The sequence below is a fragment of the Sphaerisporangium melleum genome, from assembly GCF_014646695.1.
Taxonomy (GTDB): domain Bacteria; phylum Actinomycetota; class Actinomycetes; order Streptosporangiales; family Streptosporangiaceae; genus Sphaerisporangium; species Sphaerisporangium melleum.
In genome coordinates this window covers 156,967-179,057 of record NZ_BMNT01000001.1, presented here as the reverse complement: position 1 = coordinate 179,057, position 22,091 = coordinate 156,967, and the positions used below count along the sequence as shown (strand labels likewise).

Annotated in this window: 20 protein-coding genes and 1 tRNA gene; 15 read left to right on the top strand and 6 right to left on the bottom strand. The window is 72.1% G+C overall.

What is annotated here, in order from left to right:
- Window positions 1–225 (top strand): hypothetical protein (locus IEY93_RS01195; protein WP_229690756.1); only part of this gene is annotated, 225 nt, incomplete at its 5' end.
- Window positions 222–557, top strand: coding sequence for a carboxymuconolactone decarboxylase family protein (locus IEY93_RS01190; RefSeq protein ID WP_189161024.1), 336 nt, complete (start codon window positions 222–224; stop codon window positions 555–557). The genes IEY93_RS01195 and IEY93_RS01190, both read left to right, overlap by 4 nt.
- 226 nt (window positions 558–783) lie before the next feature.
- Here the strand turns inward: IEY93_RS01190 and IEY93_RS39515 are convergent, their stop codons facing one another.
- Together IEY93_RS39515 and IEY93_RS01180 are read right to left on the bottom strand one after the other, a co-directional pair.
- Window positions 784–1,017 (bottom strand): hypothetical protein, encoded by a 234-nt coding sequence (locus tag IEY93_RS39515; RefSeq protein WP_189161023.1) that lies wholly within the window; start codon window positions 1,015–1,017, stop codon window positions 784–786.
- A 152-nt stretch (window positions 1,018–1,169) separates the two neighbouring features.
- Entirely contained in the window at window positions 1,170–2,153 is a 984-nt protein-coding gene (locus IEY93_RS01180) for a glycoside hydrolase family 18 protein (protein WP_189161022.1), read from the bottom strand.
- A gap of 198 nt (window positions 2,154–2,351) precedes the next feature.
- Here IEY93_RS01180 and IEY93_RS37700 point away from each other — a divergent pair, with 198 nt between their 5' ends.
- On the top strand, window positions 2,352–3,377 hold the full coding sequence (locus tag IEY93_RS37700; protein WP_229690755.1) for a PHP domain-containing protein: 1,026 nt from the start codon (window positions 2,352–2,354) through the stop codon (window positions 3,375–3,377).
- Window positions 3,378–3,606: 229 nt separating this feature from the next.
- Here the strand turns inward: IEY93_RS37700 and IEY93_RS01170 are convergent, their stop codons facing one another.
- Complete coding sequence (locus IEY93_RS01170) at window positions 3,607–4,392, bottom strand: aminotransferase class IV (RefSeq protein WP_189161021.1); 786 nt, start codon at window positions 4,390–4,392, stop codon at window positions 3,607–3,609.
- Window positions 4,393–5,096: 704 nt separating this feature from the next.
- Here IEY93_RS01170 and ppdK point away from each other — a divergent pair.
- Together ppdK and IEY93_RS01160 are read left to right on the top strand one after the other, a co-directional pair.
- Window positions 5,097–7,757 carry a pyruvate, phosphate dikinase gene (gene ppdK, locus IEY93_RS01165; RefSeq protein WP_189161020.1) on the top strand — a complete coding sequence of 887 codons (2,661 nt, stop codon included), beginning with the start codon at window positions 5,097–5,099 and terminating at the stop codon, window positions 7,755–7,757.
- A gap of 220 nt (window positions 7,758–7,977) precedes the next feature.
- Entirely contained in the window at window positions 7,978–9,213 is a 1,236-nt protein-coding gene (locus IEY93_RS01160) for a deoxyguanosinetriphosphate triphosphohydrolase (protein WP_189161019.1), read from the top strand.
- A gap of 84 nt (window positions 9,214–9,297) precedes the next feature.
- Here the strand turns inward: IEY93_RS01160 and IEY93_RS01155 are convergent, their stop codons facing one another.
- On the bottom strand, window positions 9,298–10,209 hold the full coding sequence (locus IEY93_RS01155; RefSeq protein WP_189161161.1) for a M23 family metallopeptidase: 912 nt from the start codon (window positions 10,207–10,209) through the stop codon (window positions 9,298–9,300).
- A 192-nt stretch (window positions 10,210–10,401) separates the two neighbouring features.
- Here IEY93_RS01155 and dnaG point away from each other — a divergent pair, with 192 nt between their 5' ends.
- The 3 genes from dnaG to IEY93_RS01140 all read left to right on the top strand — a co-directional run bounded on the left by dnaG (window position 10,402) and on the right by IEY93_RS01140 (window position 14,169).
- Window positions 10,402–12,273, top strand: a complete 1,872-nt coding sequence (gene dnaG / locus IEY93_RS01150) for a DNA primase (RefSeq protein WP_189161018.1) — start codon at window positions 10,402–10,404, stop codon at window positions 12,271–12,273.
- 177 nt (window positions 12,274–12,450) lie between these two features.
- Window positions 12,451–13,554, top strand: a complete 1,104-nt coding sequence (gene rpoD, locus IEY93_RS01145; RefSeq protein ID WP_229690754.1) for an RNA polymerase sigma factor RpoD — start codon at window positions 12,451–12,453, stop codon at window positions 13,552–13,554.
- A gap of 135 nt (window positions 13,555–13,689) precedes the next feature.
- Window positions 13,690–14,169, top strand: a complete 480-nt coding sequence (locus IEY93_RS01140) for a hypothetical protein (protein WP_189161017.1) — start codon at window positions 13,690–13,692, stop codon at window positions 14,167–14,169.
- A gap of 182 nt (window positions 14,170–14,351) precedes the next feature.
- Here the strand turns inward: IEY93_RS01140 and IEY93_RS01135 are convergent, their stop codons facing one another.
- On the bottom strand, window positions 14,352–14,657 hold the full coding sequence (locus tag IEY93_RS01135) for a YtxH domain-containing protein (RefSeq protein WP_189161016.1): 306 nt from the start codon (window positions 14,655–14,657) through the stop codon (window positions 14,352–14,354).
- Between the two features lie 223 nt (window positions 14,658–14,880).
- Here IEY93_RS01135 and IEY93_RS01130 point away from each other — a divergent pair.
- The 5 genes from IEY93_RS01130 (at window position 14,881) to IEY93_RS01110 (ending at window position 18,710) form a co-directional block, all read left to right on the top strand.
- A tRNA-Asn gene (locus tag IEY93_RS01130) sits at window positions 14,881–14,953 on the top strand.
- Window positions 14,954–15,498: 545 nt separating this feature from the next.
- A complete protein-coding gene (locus IEY93_RS01125; RefSeq protein WP_229690753.1) occupies window positions 15,499–16,632 on the top strand; it encodes a nitric oxide synthase oxygenase in 1,134 nt (377 codons plus the stop codon).
- 216 nt (window positions 16,633–16,848) lie between these two features.
- Entirely contained in the window at window positions 16,849–17,628 is a 780-nt protein-coding gene (locus tag IEY93_RS01120; protein WP_189161015.1) for an enoyl-CoA hydratase-related protein, read from the top strand.
- A gap of 378 nt (window positions 17,629–18,006) precedes the next feature.
- Window positions 18,007–18,210, top strand: coding sequence for a cold-shock protein (locus IEY93_RS01115; RefSeq protein ID WP_189161014.1), 204 nt, complete (start codon window positions 18,007–18,009; stop codon window positions 18,208–18,210).
- A 119-nt stretch (window positions 18,211–18,329) separates the two neighbouring features.
- Entirely contained in the window at window positions 18,330–18,710 is a 381-nt protein-coding gene (locus IEY93_RS01110; RefSeq protein WP_189161013.1) for an STAS domain-containing protein, read from the top strand.
- A 131-nt stretch (window positions 18,711–18,841) separates the two neighbouring features.
- Here the strand turns inward: IEY93_RS01110 and galK are convergent, their stop codons facing one another.
- Window positions 18,842–19,981, bottom strand: a complete 1,140-nt coding sequence (galK, locus tag IEY93_RS01105; RefSeq protein WP_189161012.1) for a galactokinase — start codon at window positions 19,979–19,981, stop codon at window positions 18,842–18,844.
- 84 nt (window positions 19,982–20,065) lie between these two features.
- Between galK and IEY93_RS01100 the strand changes: the two genes are divergently transcribed.
- Entirely contained in the window at window positions 20,066–21,058 is a 993-nt protein-coding gene (locus IEY93_RS01100; protein ID WP_229690752.1) for a 1-aminocyclopropane-1-carboxylate deaminase/D-cysteine desulfhydrase, read from the top strand.
- Between the two features lie 238 nt (window positions 21,059–21,296).
- Window positions 21,297–22,091: LacI family DNA-binding transcriptional regulator (locus IEY93_RS01095; protein WP_229690751.1), on the top strand; the 795-nt coding region annotated here is incomplete at its 3' end.

Genomic DNA, 22,091 nt, shown 5'->3' with positions numbered 1-22,091 from the left:
TGGGACCTGTCGGCCAAGGACAACGGCGACGGCACCGTCACCTACACCAACCAGGTCACCAGCCACCCCACCCAGGAATTCATGGAGTTCAACGAGAAGAACGGCGGCACCTTCGAGGAGGCCGCGGCCGCACGGCAGGCCGCTTCCGGTGATCACAACCGGCGGGAAACGCCACTGTTCGCCGCGAGCATCGCGCGCCACGCCCTGGCACGGAGCTCACGATGACCACGCAGCCCGCACTGCATGCCACGCCTCCGTCGCCCCGCGAAATGGCCCGCGCCTTCACCCCGGCCCTCACCGAGTTGGTGGAGGACCCCCTGTACAGCCAGGTGTGGGCAGATCCGGCCCTCAGCCCACGGGACCGCAGCATCGCCACCGTCGCTGCGGTCGTGGCGCTCTACCGCCCCGAAGAGCTGCCTGCGCAACTGCGGCGCGCCGTCGACAACGGTGTGACACAGGCCGAACTCGCAGCGATCATCACGCACATCGCGTTCTACGCGGGCTTTCCCGCAGCCATCAGCGCTTCGGCCATCGCGGCCCGCACGCTCCTGGACTGAGAACGCGCGCCCCGCGTCCTACGGGCCGCCGCCCGTTCCCGTCCTTCCACGTACGTCGAGGACCACATCCGTGCGCCCCGCGCAGCAGGAGTCCCGATGACGATAGAGGAGGGCCGGGCGGTTGGCCCGTGGTCCTGGCGGCTCCCTGGCAGGCATTCTGCCTCCAAGCCTCGGTGGTGGTCTTCTTCCTCGCCGGGGCACGTGCGGCCACTCCGCTTTATGCCACCTACCAGCGGAAGTGGCACTTCTCGCCGATCACCACCACGGTGGTCTTCGGCGTGGACGCGGTGGCCATCCTGCTCGCTCTGCTCGTCGTCGGTTCACCGTGGCCCAGCTGCTCCGCAAACCGGCGAACCTCTCCCTCGAAGAGGCCGTGTCCCTTCCCGAAGCGGCCTGTACCGTCTACTCGAATATCGCCATGCTGGCCCGACTGAAGCCGGGTGAGACGTTTCTCGTCCACGGCGGCACCAGAGCACCGCGCCCCACCGGCACTTCGTTAGTTCGGAAAAGATGATCACCCGAACGGTGATCGTCACCGGACTCCCTGGTTCTCTGATGCTCTGTTGAGGAGTGCACAACGCTCGGCTCCCCGGCCGGCGGCCGCCCAGGGCATCACTCCGGGGCCGTCCTGAGGGGGGACACCGCCGCCGTTTCCCAGTCGCGGTGGTATGCCGTCCAGTCGCCGGGCAGGGCGGCGAAGTCCACGTAGAGGGCGACTCCGAACCCCGGCCGGCGGGTGGCGCCGAGACCGAGGCGCACGCCGCGGACGGCGGCCGCGACGGTCTCGGCCGAGGCGTGGCGGAGCAGGTTGTCGTCGTGGTAGGCGGGCAGTCCCATGACCAGCCGGGTGCCGGGAGGGACCGCCGCGAGGGCCAGCGCCGTCTGCCGCCGCACATAACCGGTGTACAGGGCCTCGGTCGGCTGCGCGGTGTCGTAGCTCATCACCGCGACCTGGTCCACCCGCCGGGCGACCTGCGTCAGGTAGCCGGGGGTCCACCACTTGGCGTGCCCGAGCAGCGAGTTCCCGGCCAGGGCCATGCCGGGCAGCGGCTCGATGTGGTGCACCGACATCGACAGCACGCCTCGGCCGGGAGGTACGGCGGCGCGGGTGCCGTCGAGGAGGGCCAGCAGGCCCTGGTCGCCGTCGGGTGTCGGCTCGAAGTTGTAGTGCACCCCGTCGAAGCCGGCCGCGAGCACCTGCCCCGCGGCCTTGATCACGTTCGCCCGTACGGACGGTGAGGACAGGTCGAGCTTCCCGGGGTCGACGAGCTGGCCGAGCCAGGCGTGCACGCGCAGTCCGGGAACGGCCCGGTGCAGCGCCTCGACCGCCCAGGTCGCGCGGGGATACCGGGAGGGCGGCAGGGTGCCGTCGTACTCCAGTGGCCCGGTGTGGAGATAGACGTCGCCGATGCCGCCGCCGCGCAGGTGCGCCGCGAGCTCGGGCTCGCCGTTGCGCCCGTCCACCCACGCGTGCCCCAGCCACACGGCGTCCTGCCCGGAGGCCCGTGGAGCGGCGGCGGGCCGGCCCTGCGCGAGCAGCAGGAGCCCGGCGCCGCTCGCCACCGCCGACAGCGGCGCGACCGAGAGCAGTCCCATGACCAGCCGGCACCACATGAGCGTGCGCTGCCGACGGCGTGTTCGCGTACCCGACATACCGCTATACAAGCGATTTGTCGCCCCACGCGCAGCCGTTCCCCGTTTCGGCACGTCGCCCGCCCTGTCCGGCGGTCTCCGGTGGGCTCACGGGCGGGAGTGGGGTCCCCGGCCGGGTGCGCGAACTGAGAGGCTCGGGGTATGCGGATCGATCTGCACACCCATTCCACCACCAGCGACGGCACGGACGCTCCCGCCGCGCTCATGGCACTGGCCCGCGACGCCGGGCTCGACGTGATCGCGCTCACCGACCACGACACCACGGCCGGGTGGCCAAGCGCCGCCGCCGCGCTCCCGGCCGGTCTGACGCTGGTGCCCGGCGCGGAGCTGTCGGGACGCTGGTACGGCCCCCGCCGCCCCGGCCCTGACGGTGGGGACGGCGCCGCCGAGCCGGCCGGGAACGCCACGCGGCCGGAGCACACCGAGGTCGTGCGAGGATCGGGCCGCGGCGAGACCGTCTTCCGGCCGGACGGCGGCAGGGGAGGGCGTACGGCGGATGGGTCGGCGCCGGGGGAGGGCGCGCAGGCGCCGGTGGGTCTTCATCTGCTGGCCTACCTGTTCGACCCGGCCTACCGGCCCCTCGCCGAGGAACTGGCGAAGGTCCGCCGGTCGCGTGAGCGGCGCAGCGAGAAGATCGTCGCCCTGCTGAACGCCGACGACATCGACGTCACGGTCCCGGAGGTGCAGGCGTACGCGGGAGGCGGCACGGTGGGACGGCCGCACATCGCCCAGGCCCTGGTGCGGCGCGGGCTGGTCGGATCGGTCGACGAGGCCTTCGCCCCCGAGTGGCTCGGACGGCGGTACCGGCTGCCGAAGGCCGACATCGACGTGTTCACCGCCCTGCGCCTGGTGCGGGAGGCGGGCGGGGTGCCCGTGCTGGCCCACCCGAGGGCGGGCAGGCGCGGGCACATCGTCCCCGACGCGGTGATCGCCGAACTCGCGCAGGCGGGCCTGTGGGGCGTGGAGGCCGGCCACCCCGACCACACCCCGGACGACCGTGAGCACGTCCGCGCGCTGGCCCGCGACCTGGGCCTGCGGGTGGCCGGGTCCAGCGACTACCACGGCGCGAACAAGACCATCCCGCTGGGCGCCTTCACCACCGACCCGGAGGTCTACGACGCCCTGATCGCCACGGCCACCGGCACCACGCCGATCACGCGCTGCTGACCAGGGCCGTCAGCCTGGTGCCAGAGAGGTCCGCGGGGTCTCCGCCGTAGCGCGGCGCCGGTGTTCGCCGTACTCCGTCCCGCCGACGCGGCGCCGGTGAGAGCGCACCATCGGACGGAGGTGAAGAGGGCGCGGTCGGTGGCAGCAGCGGCCTGCGAGAGGGCGGCGTACCGTCTCGGCTGCGCTGTCGGGTGGGCGGGGTGAGGGGGCGGTGGGGCCGCGGCGGAGGTTACAGGGGGTCGAGGGGGAGGGCGGCGTACTCGCGGCGGATGGTGGTCAGGAGCGGGTCGTCCAGGGAGAGCTCGGCGCCCTCGATGGCCCGGACCGGACGCGGGCCCGCGGCGGCGTCGGTGATGAAGGCGGCGTCCATCTGGGCCAGATCGCCGGTGTCCACGGCGGCGGTGACCGTGCGGACCCCGGCCCGGGTCAGCGCCTCGTCGAGCAGGCGCATGGTGACCCCGCCCAGCCGGTCGGCGCCCGGCCAGACGACGCCGCCGTCGCGGACGAAGCCGATGTTCCAGGTGGGGCCCTCGCTGATCTGGTCACGCCCGTTGACGAACAGGGCGTCGTCGTGGCCCGCGGCCTGCGCGAATCGCCGCTGCAGCAGCGCCCCGAACAGACCCGAGTGCTTGACCTGCGGCATGTCGCGTTCGTACTCGACGACGCTCAGCGAGGGCGGCGGCCGGTCGCCGGGCACCGGGCGTGTGGTGACCAGGATCTCCGGTCGGGCCTTGGCGGCCGGGTGCGCGAGGTCGAACTCGGGGTCGAAGACGGTGACCCGCACGATCACCGGGGACGGCGCGGCCGCCGCCGCCTTGCGGACCAGATGGCGCACCCGGTCGAGGTCGAGCTCGACCCCGTGGACGAGGCGGCAGTCGGCCAGCAGCCGGTCGAGGTGGAGTGACAGGCCGCGCACGCCCATGTCCTCCACCCGCATGGTGGTGAAGTGCCCGTAGTTGCCGAGCGCGAGCGGCCCGAGCTCGCCGGCGGTCACCGGGCGTCCGTTCAGCTCCATGCGGTCATCCTGGCACCCGCCACGCTCCGCGCGGGCCGCCGATGGCCGGTGTTCGCCCCCGGCGTGACGCTGCGGCTGGCGCCCCGATGCGGTGGTGGCCGGGAGCGAGGCGCCACGATGCGGTGGCCGGGAGCGAGGCCGCGCGATGCGGTGAGTCGCGGCGAGGCCCGGATGCGGGCGATAGGGGAGGCGGGTGCCGATTGCGGGGTTCGGGACCTATGGTCCCCGGCCCCGGGCGGATGTACCTGCCCTGAGGGGACTTGTCGGTCTGCGCCGGGGTGCCGGGCAAGGCATATACCGGTTGATGGAGCGTCCGCGGCGGCGCCGCGAATGCTCCGGGCCGGATCTCCCCAAGGGGCCGCACCATTTCGGCAATGGTGTGAACCGGGCGGGCCGATGGTTCGGCCCGGCCCTGCGATGAATGGTCTGAACCAATGGACGAAATGGTCTATGCCAATGCCCGGCCGGACCGGCCGGCGAATCGTGGCGCGCGGCCCGGGAATGGGTGCCCGGCGGATCGCTTACCCGGCCTGCGTACGATTTGGGAAACGCATGGGAAGTGCAGTGGATTAGACCATCACCTGCCCATCTGCCTGGGCTGATGATGCCATGCCCGTCGGGTGACGTTTCTCTCCGGCGGATATCGGTAGAGTCCCTGGCGTGGTGGGTAATCATCCGCTATAGGAGTCGTTGAAGGAGTTCAGGTGCCCAAATTCGTGTACGCGTTCAGCGAGGGCAACAAAGATCTCAAGGACCTCCTCGGTGGCAAGGGCGCCAATCTCGCCGAGATGACGAACCTCGGCCTTCCGGTGCCTCCAGGCTTCACGATCACCACTGAGGCGTGCCGCCGGTTCCTGTCCGGCGGTGCGGTTCCGGGCGGGTTGTGGGAGGAGGTGGAGGACCACCTGCGTGCCATGGAGGAGAAGATGGGCAAGCGCCTCGGCGCCGCCCGCGACCCCCTTCTGGTCAGCGTCCGCTCCGGCGCGAAGTTCTCGATGCCCGGCATGATGGAGACCGTCCTGAACGTCGGCCTGAACGACCGGTCGGTGCACGGCCTGGCCGAGGAGGCGGGTGACGAGCGCTTCGCGTGGGATTCCTATCGCAGGCTCATCCAGATGTTCGGCAGGACCGTCCTCGGCATCGGTGGCGACCGGTTCGAGGAGGCGATCGAGGAGGCCAAGCGGCACAAGGGCGTGTCCAGCGACCTGGGCCTGACCGCCGCCGACTTCCACCACCTCGTCGAGGTCTTCAAAGGCATCGTCAAGGACGAGACGGGCGAGGACTTCCCCTACGACCCGCGCAGGCAGCTCCGCATGGCCGTCGAGGCGGTCTTCGACTCGTGGAACGCCCCCCGCGCGATCGTCTACCGCCGCCAGGAGCGCATCCCCGCCGACCTCGGCACGGCGGTCAACGTCGTGGCCATGGTCTTCGGCAACCTCGGCATGGACTCCGGTACCGGCGTCGCCTTCACCCGCGACCCCGGCTCCGGCCGGCGGGGCGTGTACGGCGACTACCTGCAGAACGCCCAGGGCGAGGACGTCGTGGCCGGCATCCGCAACACCATCGCGCTGCAGGAGCTCCAGACGATCGACCCCGCCTCCTACCGTGAGCTGCTCGCCATCATGCGGACGCTGGAGGACCACTACCGCGACCTGTGCGACATCGAGTTCACCATCGAGCGCGGCAGGCTGTGGATGCTGCAGACCCGGGTCGGCAAGCGCACCGCCGAGGCGGCGTTCCGCATCGCGACCGAGCTCGCCGACCAAGGGCTGATCGACATGGACGAGGCCGTCCGGCGGGTCTCCGGCGACCAGCTCGCGCAGCTGATGTTCCCCCGATTCGCCGCCCATGACGACATGCGGCCGATCACCCGCGGCATGAACGCCTCGCCGGGCGCGGCCGTCGGCAGGGCGGTGTTCGGCTCCGAACGGGCCGAGGAGCTGGCCGGCCGCGGCGAGGATGTCATCCTGGTCCGCCGCGAGACCACTCCGGACGACCTGGCCGGCATGATCGCCGCCCGCGGCGTGCTCACCAGCCGCGGCGGCAAGACCTCGCACGCCGCCGTGGTCGCCCGCGGCATGGGCAAGACCTGCGTCTGCGGCGCCGAGGAGCTGGACGTGGACGTCAAGGAGCGGCGCTTCACCGCGCCCGGCGGCGTGGTGGTCGAGGAGGGCGACGTCATCTCCATCGACGGCACCACCGGCGAGGTGTACCGCGGGGAGGTCTCCGTGGTGGACTCGCCCGTCGTGCGCTACTTCGAGGGCACGGGTGACCTCGGCGACGACCTCATCCAGGCCGTGCACCGCATCATGACCCACGCGGACGAGCGCCGGCGGCTCGGTGTGCGGGCCAACGCCGACACCCCCGAGGACGCCGGGCGGGCGCGCAGGTTCGGCGCGGAGGGCATCGGGCTGTGCCGCACCGAGCACATGTTCCTCGGCGAGCGGCGCAGGCTGGTGGAGGACCTCATCCTGGCCGTGTCCGGGGAGGAGCGTCAGGCCGCCCTCGACGCGCTGGAGCCGCTGCAGCGGTCCGACTTCGCCGGGATCTTCGCGGCGATGGACGGGCTGCCGGTGACCGTCCGCCTCATCGACCCGCCGCTGCACGAGTTCCTGCCCGACATCACCGCCCTGTCGGTGCAGGTCGCGCTGGCCGGGAAGGACGCCTCCGACCGCGACCGCAGGCTGCTCGCGGCGGTCAGGCGGCTGCACGAGCAGAACCCGATGCTCGGCCTGCGCGGCGTGCGGCTGGGGCTGGTCATCCCCGGGCTGTTCGCGATGCAGGTGCGGGCCATCGCCGAGGCGGCGGCCGAGCGCCGCGCCGCGGGCGGCGACCCCCGAGCGGAGATCATGATCCCGCTGGTCGGCGCGGTGCAGGAGTTGGAGCAGGTCAGGGACGAGGCGGCGCGCATCCTCACGGAGACCGGGGTCGAGGCGGCGATCGGCACCATGATCGAGGTGCCGCGGGCCGCGCTCACCGCCGGGCGGATCGCCGAGGCCGCGCGGTTCTTCTCGTTCGGCACCAACGACCTCACCCAGATGACCTGGGGCTTCTCCCGGGACGACGTGGAGGGCGCGTTCTTCTCGCGCTACCTCGAACTGGGCGTCTTCGGAGTGTCCCCGTTCGAGAGCATCGACCGGGAGGGGGTCGGCCGGCTCATGTCGATCGCGGTGGCGGAGGGCCGGGCGACCCGCCCCGACCTGAAGATCGGCATCTGCGGCGAGCACGGCGGCGACCCCGAGTCGGTGCGGTTCTGCCACGAGATCGGCCTGGACTACGTGTCCTGCTCGCCGTTCCGCGTCCCGGTCGCCCGCCTGGAGGCCGCGCGCGGCGCGCTCGCCAGGGGCGAATCCGACTCCCGCTGACCACGCCCGGCATGCGCGGGCCGGCCGCGCCCGCCGCCGGCCGGCCCGGCGGCGGTCACGACTGGGGTCGCGGGCCCGGCGAGGCGGGGTGACGCGGGGGAGGAGTGGGGGTGGTGCGGGGCATCTGACCTGCGCAGAAAACCGGCAGACTCCGGACATGGACAGTTTCCTGGATGTTTGTCATGCACCCTCCGTTGCGGGGGTAGCATCCCCGCTACCGATGAGTGGCTACGACGACTTCGACCAGGCGCGCTGGGTGCCGGAACCCGCCGGCAACCCCGAGCGGAGCGCGTTCGAACGCGACCGCGCCCGGGTGCTGCACAGCGCCGCGCTGCGCCGGCTGGCCGCCAAGACGCAGGTGGTCGGGCCGGGAGAGATCCCCGACCACGGCCGGCACATCCCCCGCACCCGGCTCACCCACTCCCTGGAATGCGCCCAGATCGGCAGGGAGATGGGCAAGGCGCTCGGCTGTGATCCCGACTTGGTCGAGACCGCCTGTCTCGCGCACGATCTCGGCCATCCCCCCTTCGGGCACAACGGGGAGAAGGCGCTGGACGAGCTTGCCCGCCGTTGCGGGGGTTTCGAGGGGAACGCGCAGAGCCTGCGGCTGCTGACCCGCCTGGAGGCCAAGGTGCTGGGCGCGGGCGGCCACAGCGCGGGGCTGAACCTCACCCGCGCCACGCTCGACTCCTCGCTGAAGTACCCCTGGACCGCGGTGCACGGGCCGAAGTACGGGGTCTACCTCGACGACCTGCCGGTGTTCGAGTGGATCAGGCAGGGCGTGCCCGAGGGGCGGGTCAGCTTCGAGGCCCAGATCATGGACTGGTCCGACGACGTGGCGTACTCCGTGCACGACCTGGAGGACGCCCTGCACTCCGGGCACCTCACCCCGCGCAGGCTGCTGGACCCGGGGGAGCGCCGCGAGGTGTGCGAGCGCACGCTCAAGTACTACGCCGGCGACTCCGGCATGGACGAGCTGGAGGAGACGCTGGTCCGCCTGGTCACCGAGCCGCTGTGGCCGGCGCGCTTCGAGGAGACCATGGCCGACCTGGTGGCGCTCAAGTCGTTCACCAGCGCGCTGATCGGCCGCTTCTGCCTGTCCGCGCAGCGGGCCACCATCGCGGCGTACGGGCGGGGACGTACCCGGCACAGGGCCGACCTGATCGTGCCGCGGGACACCCGGCTGGAGTGCGCGCTGCTCAAGGGGGTCACCGCGCACTACGTGATGTCCCGGGCGGACCACCATGCCAACCAGGCCCGCCAGCGTGAGCTCATCACCGAGCTGGCCTCCATGATCATGCTGGGCGCGCCGGGGACGCTGGAGCCCGCGCTGCGCCCGGCCTTCGCCGACGCGGCCGACGACGCCGCCCGGCTGCGCGTGGTGGTCGACCAGATCGCCTCGCTCACCGACGTGAGCGCCGTCGCCCTGCACCGCACGCTCAGCTCCCGCTGCTGACCCGCTTCCGGCTCGCCGTCGGCCCTTCCGGCCATCTCGGCCGGGCGGACCGGAGCGGGCGGCCGGCGGGTGGGACGCCCGGTGTCAGCCCTTGGTGACGGTGTGCGGGTCGGGGCTCTGGGTCGGCGTCGGGGTGGGCCGCTTCTTGACCGGCTTCGACGCGCACAGCGTGCGGCAGGGCGGCGTGGCCCCCACCTGCGCGCGTACGGTCGCCACCTGCTGCGCGGGCGAGAGGGTCGGGTTGCCGTTCAGCCAGGCGTCCAGGTAGGTCCACGGGTCGACCATCCCCCGGCGCACCCACCAGTACCGCGCGGAGGTGGTCCAGGACACCGCGAAGTACAGGTTGGCGCCCTGGCCGCGCGCGTTGCCCGAGTCGCCGACCTTGCCCAGCACCTGCCCGGCGGCCACGCGCGTACCGGGGCGCAGGCCCGCCTCGACCGACTCCAGGTGGCCGCCCAGGTAGCGCACGCCGTCGTCGCCGGACACCGACACGAACCGCCCCTCGCGGTCGGGGCCGCGGTCGGTGGCCGACCTCCAGCGGTCGGAGGTGCCGACCTCGTGGACGACCCCGGAGACCGGGGAGACGAAGGCGCAGCCCTTGCCCGCCCAGATGGTGGTCTTCGGCAGGACGAGCTGCTTGCGCGCGTAGCTGACCCGGCAGCCGCGCACCGGGAAGACATAGGTGAATTTCGACAGTCTCGGCGGGGGGACGCGCACCGGATCGTCGCCAGGAGGCGGCTGGACCGCGGCGGAGGTCTTCGAACGGCCGGGCCCTCCGGAGGACGCCGAGGGGGTGGGCTTCAGCGTGGCGGCGTCGATCTCGGACCGCCCGGCGCCGGTGCCCGGGAGCGGGCCGGCGGTCCCGGTGGCGGCCACCTCCTGCAAGGACGGCGCGGGCGGCAGCGTGCTGCTGATGCCCGGCACCCCGCCGGGGCCCGAGCACGCGGTGCTGACCAGCAGCGCCGCTCCGATGGCGGCCAGTCGCCCCGATCGCATGATCTTCACCCGCTTGACGTTACCGATATGAGCGTTCCCTTTGTAACCGACGGCGGTCAGCATCATGACTTATTCGCCGAAAATTACCCATCATGGACGTGAGCCTCAGCGGGGCGGGGCCACGCGCGGACGGCGGTCCTGGCCCGGTGGGCGCGGGAGCGCGGTGTCGGTGGCGAGTCGTAGACTCGCGGCGTGGCAGGCCGGATCAGTGACGAGGACATCGCGCTCGTGCGGGAGCGCTCGGCGATCGCCGACGTCGTGGGGGAGCACATCCAGCTCCGCAACGCCGGCGGGGGCAATCTCAAGGGCCTGTGCCCCTTCCACGAGGAGAAGTCCCCCTCCTTCAACGTCACCCCGGCGCGCGGCTACTGGTACTGCTTCGGCTGCGGCGAGGGCGGCGACGTCATCACCTTCGTCCGCAAACTGGACCATCTGTCGTTCGCCGAGGCGATCGAGCGCCTGGCGCAGCGCGCCGGCATCCAGTTGCGCTACGAGCAGGGGGGGTACGTCCCCGGCCGGGAGCAGGGCGAGCGCAGCCGCCTGGTCGAGGCGCACCGCGCCGCCGCCGAGTTCTACGCCTCGCTGCTGGCGGCCCCCGAGGCGGCGCCCGGCCGCCGGTTCCTGTCCGAGCGGGGCTTCGAGCGGGTGGACGCCGAGCACTTCGGGGTCGGCTACGCCCCGGCCGAGTGGGACCGCCTGGCCCGCCACCTGCTGGGCCGCGGGTTCACCGTCAATGAGCTGATCAAGGGCGGCCTGGCCAGGGAGGGCCGGCGCGGCCCGGTCGACCGGTTCCGCGGCCGGCTCGTCTGGCCGATCCGCGACATCACCGGCGACGTCATCGGCTTCGGCGCGCGCAAGCTGCTCGACAACGACGACGGTCCCAAGTACCTCAACACCCCCGAGAGCCCGATCTACAAGAAGAGCACGGTGCTGTACGGCATCGACCTGGCCAAACGCGAGATCTCCAAGCGCTCCCAGGCGGTCGTCGTCGAGGGGTACACCGACGTGATGGCCTGCCACCTGGCGGGCGTGCCGACCGCCGTGGCCACCTGCGGCACGGCCTTCGGCGAGGAGCACATCAAGGTCCTGCGCCGGCTGCTGCTCGACCAGGCCGAGTTCCGCGGGGAGGTCGTCTTCACCTTCGACGGCGACTCGGCGGGCCAGAAGGCCGCGCTGCGCGCGTTCGCCGACGAGCAGAAGTTCGTCACCCAGACCTTCGTGGCCGTGCAGCCGGACGGCCTGGACCCCTGCGACCTGCGGGTCAAGCAGGGCGACGCCGCTGTCCGCGACCTGGTCGCCGCCCGTGAGCCGCTGTTCGCGTTCGCGATCCGCAGCGTCATCTCCCGTTACGAGCTGACCACCAACGAGGGCCGGCTCGCCGCGCTGGACGCCGCCGCGCCGCTGGTCGCCGCGATCAAGGACTCCGCATTGCGCGGGCGGTACGCCGTCGACCTCGACCGCTGGCTCGGGTTCATGGACGAGCGGCTGGTGCTGCGGCGCATCCAGGAGGTCGGCGCCCGCCAGGGCGGCGGCCGCGGCGGCCCCGAGCGGCCCGCCAGGCGCGGCGGGGCGCCACGGCCGGCCGATCCCGCCGACCCCGTGATCCGCATCGAGATCGAGGCGCTCAAGCTGGCCGTGCAGCGGCCCGCGCTCATGGGGCCGGAGTTCGACGCGCTCGGCGCCCAGGCGTTCACCGTGCCCGAGCACGTCGCCCTGTACGAGCTGATCACGGCGGCCGGTGGCACGGTGGCGGGCGGCCCGGGCGGCCGTGAGTGGGTCGACATGCTGCTTGCCGCCACCGAGGACGACGCGCTGCGCGCCCTGGCCACCAGGTTCGCCGTCGACCCGGTCGCCGCCGACCTCGCGGTCGAGGAGCGCTACGGCCAGGCCGTGCTGGCCCGGCTCGCCGAGATCGCGGTGACCAGGGCGTTGACGCAGGTCAAGGCCAAGATGGAGCGGCTCAACCCGATCGAGCAGCAGCAGGAGTACAACCGGCTGTTCGGGGAACTGGTCGCGCTGGAACAACAACGGCGCGTTCTTAGAGAACGCGCCGTCGGGGCGTAATTAACCTTACTTTCCGCTGGTCCGAGCGGCCAAACTTTTGTTTGATATCAGTTCGGTAATGTCGCCGGGCTTACCTCCGGTGACAAAAATAGGCCTGCCGTTTTACCGGTCCTGTGGCGCAGACTGTCTGTCGTGGGTGCATCGGTGCTGCCAAGTGGACCGCCAACGGTAGACCAGGTGGCGGATCTGGTCACGAGAGGAAAGGAGCGCGGCAGCGTCACCGTCGACGACGTGGCCGCCGCGCTCGACCGCTCCGAGTTGCCGGCCGACGCGCTGGAGCGCGTCGTGCGGATGCTCGCCGAAAAGGGTGTGGAGGTGCTCGAGCCGCACGGCGAAGAGGACGCCGTCCGGCCCGATGAGGAGGATGTCGGCAAGCGGGCGCCGACCAGTGACCTCGTCCGCATCTATCTGCGGGAGATCGGCCGGGTGCCGCTCCTGACCGCGGAGGAGGAGGTCGAGCTCGCCAAGGCCATCGAGGCCGGCCTGTTCGCCGAGGACAGACTGTGCGACGTGGCCATGCGGCCGGCCAAGCCCGAGTTCGAGGAGCTCGTCTGGGAGGGCGTGCGGGCCAAGCAGCGGCTCATCGAGGCCAACCTGCGGCTCGTCGTCTCCATCGCCAAACGCTATGTCGGCCGCGGAATGCTCTTCCTCGATCTCATCCAGGAGGGCAACCTGGGACTGATCAGAGCGGTCGAGAAATTCGACTACACGAAAGGATATAAGTTCTCGACGTACGCGACATGGTGGATTCGCCAGGCGATCACCCGGGCGATCGCCGACCAGGCGCGGACGATTCGGATTCCGGTCCACATGGTCGAGACGATCAACAAGCTGGTCCGCGTGCAACGCCAGCTCCACCAGGACCTCGGCCGGGAGCCCGCTCCCGAGGAGATCGCCCTGGAGATGGACCTCCCCGTGGACCGCGTGGTCGAGATCCAGCGCATCGCGCAGGAGCCGGTGTCGCTCCAGTCGCCCATCGGCGAGGAGGACTCCGACCTCGGTGACTTCATCGAGGACTCCGACGCCGTCGTGCCCGTGGAGGCCGCGGCGTTCATCATGCTGCAGGACCAGCTCGACGACATCCTCGCCACGCTCTCCGACCGTGAGCAGCGCATCATCCAGCTCCGCTTCGGCCTGTCCGACGGGCACCCGCGGACGCTGGAGGAGGTCGGCCGCGAGTTCGGGGTGACCCGCGAGCGCATCCGGCAGATCGAGTCCAAGACGCTCGCCAAGCTGCGCCACCCGACGCGCGCGCAGATGCTGCGCGACTACCTCAGCTGAGACGTCCCGCGCCCGTCCAGGACCACCAGGCCATAGCTCCTGGACGGGCGCGGGCCCATCCCGCCCTCCCGCCGCCGTCGTGACCGGTGGTCCCGGTCGTGCCGGGGGTCGTGGCGGGCGGGTAGCTTTCACCCCATGCGACTTCCCTGGAGCTCCAGAAGCCTTCCCCCTGAGGCCGGTGTGACGCTGGAGGCCGGCGAACGCGTGCTCGTCCACGCTCGCACGCCGGACGGCGGCTACGTCGTCGCCACCGACCGCGCGCTGCGCCTGCCGGGGGAGGCGGCGCTGCCCTGGTACCGCGTCGACCGGGCGATGTGGGACCAGCAGGGCCTGGTGGTCGTCGGAACCGACGGCGTCAGGCACCGGGTGGAGCTGCCCGACCCCGGCCGGCTGCCCGAGGCGGTCCGTGAGCGGGTGACCGCCACCATCCTGGTCAACCGGCACGTGCGGCTCGGGGAGCGCGGAGGAGTGCGTCTGGTGGCCCGGCGGGTGCCCGGCCAGGAGACGGCCGACTGGGGGTTCGTCTTCGACCCCGGTCTCGACCCGGCCGATCCCGGGCTGCGCGCCGCCGCCGAGCAGGTGCTGGAGCGTCTGCGCCGCACCCTCGGCGTCTGACGCTTCCGCACAGGCGGAAAGCGGCTCGGCGTCCGGGCCGCCGATCTCAGGGATGCGGCCGGCATTCCCGCGCAGGCGGACGTGCGGCCCTGTCATGGACGCGTGGCTCGCCCTGACGTTCCCGGGCAGGCGGAAGCGGCCCGCGCGCGGGGGTACGACGCGGGCCGCTCATGGCTCGCCGGTCAGGTGACGCGGTTCATCTCGCGTTCCGGCCAGCCGGTGCCGGTGTCGTCGGTGGTGGCGGCGTGCCAGCCGTTCCGGTGCAGGAACGGCACCCGGTCGCCGAGGACGTCGCCGAGCTTGTGCTTAGTGACCTCGGCCGCCTTGGACGCCTGTGCTCCGGCGACTCCCGCCGCCTGCTGCACCATCGGATTGTCGGCGACGCGCTGCGCCAGCCGCTTGATCTGCTCGTACCGCTCTCGCCCGGCCTTGCTGCCCAGGACGTACCCGATGGCCAGGCCCACCGCGAACGTGAATCGATATCGCATCTGCTACCTCCCGCGTGCCGCTGGCGATCCCCCGCTCTCGGCTCCCCTACCCCGGCTGCGGGCGGTTATGGTCCCCGCGCGTCATGGGTCCGCGCCGCTCGCGGAAGCGGCCGGGCGTCCTGGGCGATCTGAGTGGAACACGCACCCCTCGGAATGCGCTAATCTAGTTCCGCGCCGCAAGGAAGGGGCCCGAAAGCCCCGGCCGAGAGGCGTGAACGAACGATCCCGTGTAGCTCAATCGGCAGAGCAGCCGGCTGTTAACCGGCAGGTTATAGGTTCGAGTCCTATCGCGGGAGCAACACCAGACAGCCTCAGGAGGAGTCCTCCTGGGGCTGTCGTCGTATCCGGACACCGACCACCTCAGCGATATCGCGCGACAAATCAGGGCCGATCGCCGAAGATGTGGGTCTGCCGCGCTTCGTACCACTGTGCGCACGTATCGGTGCTGAGGGTCACGCCGCTCTCCGGCGACGCCACCCTCTCCTGCCGATCCGTGCCGCCGGTGGGCCGGTACGCGGTCGCCGCGGATCCATGTCGACGCAGCGGGAGGGCGCTGCGACCAGGGTGTCGGTGCTCCCGGAAAGGCATCTGTCACCTATGTGAAAGATGTGGCGGTTGTTCAGTGTTGGGGTTGCTGAGGTATCGACTTCGGGTAAAGTCTGCTGTCGCGGCGCGCCGAGGGGATCGCCCGGATCACGCGCCGTCCCCTGAACCGGCGGGCGTTCCCGCGCCCGTCATCGAACAGGAGGCTGTCCCACTGTCGCCCCCCGGACGGAGCAAGGTCCCCGTGTCGATCCAGGAACGGGACGGAGCCGTGAGGCCTGCCCAGCCCATGCCGCCGGTGGCCCTTCCGCTCCACCGGCCCGCCGCGGGCGACGGCGTCGTCGATCCGCGGGAGGCCGACAAGTTCCTGCGGCTCTTCCACGGGGAGAACCCCGATGCCGGGCCCTTCTGGCCCCGGCTGCACCAGGTGCTCGCCGAGATCGACGCCTGGGGCACCTACACCCACACCCCCGAGGAACTGGCCTACGGGGCGCGCGTCGCCTGGCGTAACAGCAGCCGGTGCATCGGCCGGCTGTACTGGAAGTCGCTCAAGGTGCGCGACCTGCGGCACGTCGAGACCGCCCAGGGGGTGGCGGCCGAGTCCGTCGCGCACCTGCGCGAGGCCACCGGGTCGGGCAAGATCCGCCCGACGATCACCGTCTTCGCTCCCGATCGTCCCGGCCGCCCCGGGCCGCGCATCTGGAACGAGCAGCTCATCCGGTACGCGGGTTACCGGGCCGCGGACGGTACGCCGCTGGCCGGAGACGCGCGCAACGCCGACCTCACCGCCATGGCCCGCCGCCTCGGCTGGCCCGGCGGCCCCGGCACCCACTTCGACGTGCTGCCCTTGATCATCGAGGCGGGCGGCCGGCCCCCGGAGCTGGCCACCGTCCCGCCCGACGCGATCTTGGAGGTGCGGCTGGTCCATCCGGCGTTCCCCTGGTTCGCCGAGCTCGGGCTGCGCTGGCACGCCGTTCCCGCGATCTCCAACATGTGCCTGGAGATCGGCGGGGTCTGCTATCCGTGCGCGCCGTTCAACGGGTGGTACATGGGCACCGAGATCGGCGCCCGCAACCTGGCCGACACCGACCGCTACGACCTGCTGGAGGTCGTCGGGCGGCGGCTCGGGCTGGACACCTCCAACGACCGCACCCTGTGGAAGGACCAGGCGCTGGTCGAGCTCAACATCGCCGTGCTGCACTCCTTCGAGCGGGCCGGGGTCACCATCACCGACCACCACACCGAGTCGCGCCGTTTCCTGACCCATCTGGAGCGTGAGGAGCGTTCCGGGCGCATCTGCCCGGCCGACTGGTCCTGGATCGTGCCGCCCCTGTCCGGCTCGCTCACGCCGGTGTTCCACCGCTACTACGACGACGTCCAGCTCTCCCCGGCGTACGTCCACCACGCCCGCAAGAGCCAGTACGGCGGCTGAGCTCCCGCCGGGGCACGGGCCGGGTGGAATGCCCGGCTCGGAGCCTCCCCTCGGCGCCGCGTCGGTGCGACGGTGTACGGCGAATGCCGGCGCCGCCGTACGGCGGGACCCGGCGCGCCTCTGGCCGCTGCGTGAAGCCCGTGTTCGCGCGTCTCCCGCCGGGTGGGCGATCTGAAGTAGAATCTTGTTCGGTTCACGGTCTCTTCTGGAGGTTCCATGTCCGAGCTCGTGCTGTCATCACTGGACGACGGCGTGCTGACGCTCACCTTCAACCGGCCCGACCGGCTGAACGCGTGGACCGACGCCATGGGCAGGCGCTACTTCGACCTGCTGGAGGAGGCCGAGCGCGACCCCGCCGTCCGCGTGATCGTCGTCACCGGCGCGGGGAAGGGATTCTGCGCCGGGGCCGACTTTCAGACCCTGACCGCGCTGCAGGACGGCTCCTACGACGTCGAGCCGGACAAACGTCCCCCCACCCACCCCACGACCATCCGCAAACCGATCATCGCGGCGGTGAACGGCGCCTGCGCCGGGCTCGGCATGGTCCACGCCCTGGTGTGCGATCTGGTGTTCACCGCCGCCGAGGCCAAGTGGACCACCGCCTTCGCCCGGCGCGGCCTGATCGCCGAGTACGGCCTGGCGTGGCTGCTGCCCCGGCTGATCGGCCAGGCCAGGACGATGGACGTCCTGCTGTCCGGCCGCACCTTCAGCGGCGCCGAGGCCGGCGAGCTGGGCCTGGCCGGCCGGGTGGTGCCGGGGGAGCGGCTGATGGCCGAGACCCTCGCCTACGCCCGCGAGCTGGCCGCGCACAGCTCGCCCGCCTCGATGGCGGTGATCAAGCGGCAGGTGTGGGGCGACTGGGGGAGGTCCCTCGCGGAGGCCGAGACGGAGGCCGTCCGCCTCATGATGGAGGCCTTCGCCCGCCCCGACTTCCAGGAGGGCGTGGCGAGCTTCCTGGAGCACCGGGCGCCGTCCTTCCCTCCGCTGCCCGGCTGACCCGCCGCGCCGCCACCACGCCGCCGCCGGGCGTGTCCGGGCGACCGGGCGGCCGCCTTCTGCTGGGCGCTCAGGCCGCCGCCGGACGTCGTCCCGGCGGCGTGGGTGGGGTGAGGGCCGGACGCGACACGCCGGGCCCGCTCGAATGTCCCAGGTCGCAGAAAATGTCGGGGGCTGCTTTGGCCGTGGGGGTCTTCATGGTGTTGAATGAGAAGCGGTTGCAGGAGAGGTTCGTCAACGTGTAGCAGCGCCTGCGGAGTTCTGACGGCGGGCGCCACCGTGCGAGACCAAGTGTTTCAAGGGGCGGTCGGTCGCTAGGCAACCCGGGGATCCCACGCCGTGGGCCTCGTAGATCGTCTCATGAGGAGATTAAGTTTCATGGCTCAGGGAACCGTCAAATGGTTCAACGCCGAAAAGGGCTTCGGTTTCATCGCTCCCGATGACGGCAGCGCGGACGTGTTCGTGCACTACTCCGCGATCGACGCCGCGGGCTACCGCAGCCTGGAGGAGAACCAGCGCGTGGACTACCAGACGACTCAGGGCCCCAAGGGTCCTCAGGCCGAGCAGGTTCGCCCGCTGTAGGTAGTGGCGCCTTAGGGCGTGACGTGCAGGCGCAGGGCGCCTGCACACTCGAACACGCGGAGACGGAGCGGCCCGCCGTGAAGGCGGGCCGCTCCGGCTGCCGCGGATTGGAGGTCCTCATGGACCTGCGCACCAACGTCCGGGCTGACGCGATCGTGTGTCACGTCGGCGGCGACGTCGATATATCGTCTTCCCCCGAACTACGGCGGCGGCTGCTCGATGTGCTCCGGCTGCCGCACCCCCGGCTCGTCATCGACCTCTCGCGGGTCACCTTCATGGACGCCAGTGGCGTGGCCGCCCTGCTGGCCGCCCGGCGCCGCGCGCTGCTCCTCGGCGGGCGGCTGGCGCTCGCGGCCCCCTCGTCGCCCGTGCGGCGGGTGATCTGGGCGAGCGGTCTCACCTCGTGCTTCACCATCGAGCCCGGGCCTCGAGCCGTGCCCCGCGCCGTGGACCGCCCCGGCGGGACGTCCCGCGACCTCTCGCTGCCCACTCCCCGCTGAACCGGCCTCCCACCGCCGAAGGCCCGCCCGCCGCTTCCGTACGGCCCGCCGCTCGCGTACCGCGGGCCGGCCGGCCGGGAGGCGTCACACCGGCCGGGAACGGCGTCTGCCGGTCCCCGGCCGGCCGTCGATCACTGGAGGCGGTGCGCTCCAGCGGCCAGGCTGGCGGGGAAGAAGCGCGGCGCCGCCCAGCCGCGCTCCTCGTACGCCTTGACGACCTCGGCGCGCACCTGGTCGGCGCGGTCGTCGGCGACCAGGGCGATCGCCGACCCGCCGAACCCGCCGCCGGTCATGCGGGCGCCACGCGCGCCCCCGCGCAACGAGGCCTCGACCGCGACGTCCAGCTCGGGAGAGGACACCTCGTACTGGTCGCGCAGCGAGATGTGCGAGGCGTTCAGCAGCGCGCCGATCTCGCGGACGGCACCCGCGCGCAGCAGCCCGATCAGGGCCTCGACCCGGTGGTTCTCGGTGACGACGTGCTGGACGCGCTTGCGCTCGTCGCCGTCGAGCCGCGCCAGGGCGGCGGCCAGGTCGGTGACGTCGCGCAGCGCCCTGACCCCCAGGTGCGCCGCCGCGCTCTCGCAGTCGCGGCGGCGGCGGGCGTACTGCCCGTCGGCCAGCTCGTGGTGGGCGCCGGTGTCGATGATCAGGATCTGCAGGCCCTCGGCGGCGAGGTCGAGCGGGACGTTGCGGGTGGCGAGGCTGCGGCAGTCCATGAACAGGACGTGCCCCTCGCGGCTGAGCGCCGAGGCGGCCTGGTCCATGATGCCGCAGGGCATGCCGACGAAGTCGTTCTCGGCCTTCTGCGACAGCAGCGCGAGGTCGAGCCTGGCCAGGCCCAGCTCGTACAGGTCGTCGAGCGCCATGGCGACCGAGACCTCCAGGGCCGCGCTGGAGGACAGGCCCGCGCCCTGCGGCACGTCGCCGTCGATCACGATGTCGGCGCCGCGCACGGCGTGCCCGGCCTCGCGCAGCGCCCAGAACACCCCGACGACGTAGCGCGACCAGCCCTGGGCCTGGTCGTACTCGCTGATGACCAGCGGCTCCGGCGCCTGCCCCTCGCCGCCGGAGCCCTGCAGGGACAGCAGCCGGATGGTGTCGTCGTCGCGGCGGGAGACGGCGGCGGTGACGCCCCAGGGCACCGCGAACGGGAGCACGAAGCCGTCGTTGTAGTCGGTGTGCTCGCCGATCAGGTTGACCCGCCCCGGCGCGTGCCACACACGCTCGGGATCGCGGCCGTATGCCGCGCGGAAGGCGTCGACTGCGCGCATGACCCGCATCTCCTCACAGTTCTAAAGGACCGTCGGTAGCCTACCGAGCCACCTGAACCGCTCAGCGCGTGCCAAGCTGTGGCTGTGGACAACGGCAGGCCGGGCGGGGGTCCTGTGGACGACCGGGGCCGGGAGGTTCCCGTGGCGGGCAGGGGCGCGGACGCCGCGGAGGGTCTGGGGCTGCGGCTGCCGAGCCCGCTCGGCGAGATCCGCGACGAGCGGCTCGGCGCCGTCCGGCTGTTTCTCAAGCGGGACGACCTGATCCACGCCGAGCTGCCCGGCAACAAGTGGCGCAAGCTGCGGCACAACCTCGCCGAGGCCGCGCGGCTGGGCGCGGGCACGCTGCTGACCTTCGGCGGCGCCTACTCAGGTCACATCAGGGCCACCGCCGCCGCCGGACACCGGTTCGGCTTCGCGACGATCGGGGTGATCCGCGGCGAGGAGCACCTGCCGCTCAACCCCACTCTCGCCCGCGCCGCCGCCTGGGGCATGCGGCTCACCTATCTCGACCGCACCGCCTACCGGGCCAAGCACACCCCCGAGGTGATCGACCGGTTGCGCGCGCGGTGGGGCGAGTTCTACCTGCTGCCCGAGGGCGGCAGCAACGGCCTGGCGGCCCGGGGCTGCGCCGAACTGCCGGCCGAGATCGACGCCCAGCTCGCCACCGGGCCGCGGCCGGACGCCTTCGACGTGATCTGCTGTGCCTGCGGCACCGGCGGCACGCTGGCCGGCATCGCCGCCGGGCTCGCCCCGGGCCGCAGGGCCATCGGGTTCCCGGTGCTCAAGGGCGGCGGATTCCTGGCCGGCGAGGTGGAGCGCCTGCAGCGCGAGGGATTCGGCGCGGCGACGTCCAACTGGAGCCTCGCGTGCGATTTCCACTTCGGCGGCTACGCCAGGCGCACGCCCGCGCTCGACGCGTTCATCGACGACTTCGCGGCCCGGCACGGCCTGCGGCTCGACCGGGTCTACACCGCGAAGATGATGTACGGCATCTACGAGCTCGCCGCCCGCGGGGCGTTCCCCGCGGGCTGCCGCGTGGTCGCCGTGATCACCGGAGGCCCGCAACCGGAGTCCTGACCGGCCACGGAACGCCTCGTCCGCCGAAGCCGCGGCCACGCCGAGGAGACGCCGGTACGTTGCGATGCGCGGCCACCACCGGGATGGGCGCCGTCCGCTCTCCCCGCAGCGGCCCGCGCCCGGGTCGCAAGCCGGTGTAAGGCGATGCAAGCGGCTGCCATGCCGGGCAAAAAGAGTGCCGGAAAAAAGGCGAGATCGCCGCAAGCGGCTTGCAGCGAAGCGACTTATGATTTTCGTCGTGACGCGGCGACTTGCGGAAGTGGCGAAGAAGGTCGGGGTCAGTGAGGCGACCGTCAGCCGGGTGCTGAACGGCAAGCCCGGCGTGGCCGAGGCGACCCGCGCGGCCGTGCTGACCGCTCTCGACGTGCTGGGGTACGAACGGCCCACGCAGTTGCGCGGTGAGCGGGCCCGGCTGGTGGGCCTGGTGCTTCCAGAGCTGGGCAATCCGATCTTCCCGGCGCTGGCCGAGGTGGTCGGCGGCGCGCTGGCCCAGCAGGGGTTCACCCCGGTGCTGTGCACCCGGACCGCGGGCGGGCTGTCGGAGTCGGACTACGTCGAGATGCTGCTGGAGCAGCAGGTCTCCGGGGTCGTGTTCGCCGGTGGCCACTACGCCGAGGCCGACGCCCCCCACGAGCACTACCTGCGGCTGCTGGAGCTGCGGCTGCCCGTCGTGCTGGTCAACGCCGCCACCGAGAGCCTGGACTTCCCGCGTGTCTCGACCGACGACGCCGTCGCGGTGGAGCAGGCGTTCGGCCACCTGGTCTCGCTCGGCCACGAGCGCATCGGCCTGGTGCTCGGCCCGGAGGACCACATTCCCTCCCGCCGCAAGCTGGCCGCGTTCACCGCGTCGGCCCGCAAGGCGGGCATCGAGGCCGGGCCCGAGTCGGTGGAGCACACCCTGTTCTCCCCCGAGGGCGGGCAGGCGGTGGTGACCCGGCTGCTCAAGCGGGGTGTCACCGGCCTGATCTGCGCCAGTGACCCGCTGGCCCTCGGCGCGATCCGGGCGGTGCGCAGGGTCGGCATGTCGGTGCCG

Bases quoted from the DNA above. Each gene is read 5' to 3' on its own strand.
- IEY93_RS01190 (WP_189161024.1), top strand. From the start codon at position 222: ATGACCACGCAGCCCGCACTGCATGCCACGCCTCCGTCGCCCCGCGAA.
- IEY93_RS01180 (WP_189161022.1), bottom strand. From the start codon at position 2,153: ATGGGACTGCTCTCGGTCGCGCCGCTGTCGGCGGTGGCGAGCGGCGCC.
- IEY93_RS37700 (WP_229690755.1), top strand. From the start codon at position 2,352: ATGCGGATCGATCTGCACACCCATTCCACCACCAGCGACGGCACGGAC.
- IEY93_RS01170 (WP_189161021.1), bottom strand. From the start codon at position 4,392: ATGGAGCTGAACGGACGCCCGGTGACCGCCGGCGAGCTCGGGCCGCTC.
- IEY93_RS01160 (WP_189161019.1), top strand. From the start codon at position 7,978: ATGAGTGGCTACGACGACTTCGACCAGGCGCGCTGGGTGCCGGAACCC.
- IEY93_RS01155 (WP_189161161.1), bottom strand. From the start codon at position 10,209: ATGCGATCGGGGCGACTGGCCGCCATCGGAGCGGCGCTGCTGGTCAGC.
- IEY93_RS01140 (WP_189161017.1), top strand. From the start codon at position 13,690: ATGCGACTTCCCTGGAGCTCCAGAAGCCTTCCCCCTGAGGCCGGTGTG.
- IEY93_RS01135 (WP_189161016.1), bottom strand. From the start codon at position 14,657: ATGCGATATCGATTCACGTTCGCGGTGGGCCTGGCCATCGGGTACGTC.
- IEY93_RS01120 (WP_189161015.1), top strand. From the start codon at position 16,849: ATGTCCGAGCTCGTGCTGTCATCACTGGACGACGGCGTGCTGACGCTC.
- IEY93_RS01115 (WP_189161014.1), top strand. From the start codon at position 18,007: ATGGCTCAGGGAACCGTCAAATGGTTCAACGCCGAAAAGGGCTTCGGT.
- IEY93_RS01110 (WP_189161013.1), top strand. From the start codon at position 18,330: ATGGACCTGCGCACCAACGTCCGGGCTGACGCGATCGTGTGTCACGTC.
- galK (WP_189161012.1), bottom strand. From the start codon at position 19,981: ATGCGCGCAGTCGACGCCTTCCGCGCGGCATACGGCCGCGATCCCGAG.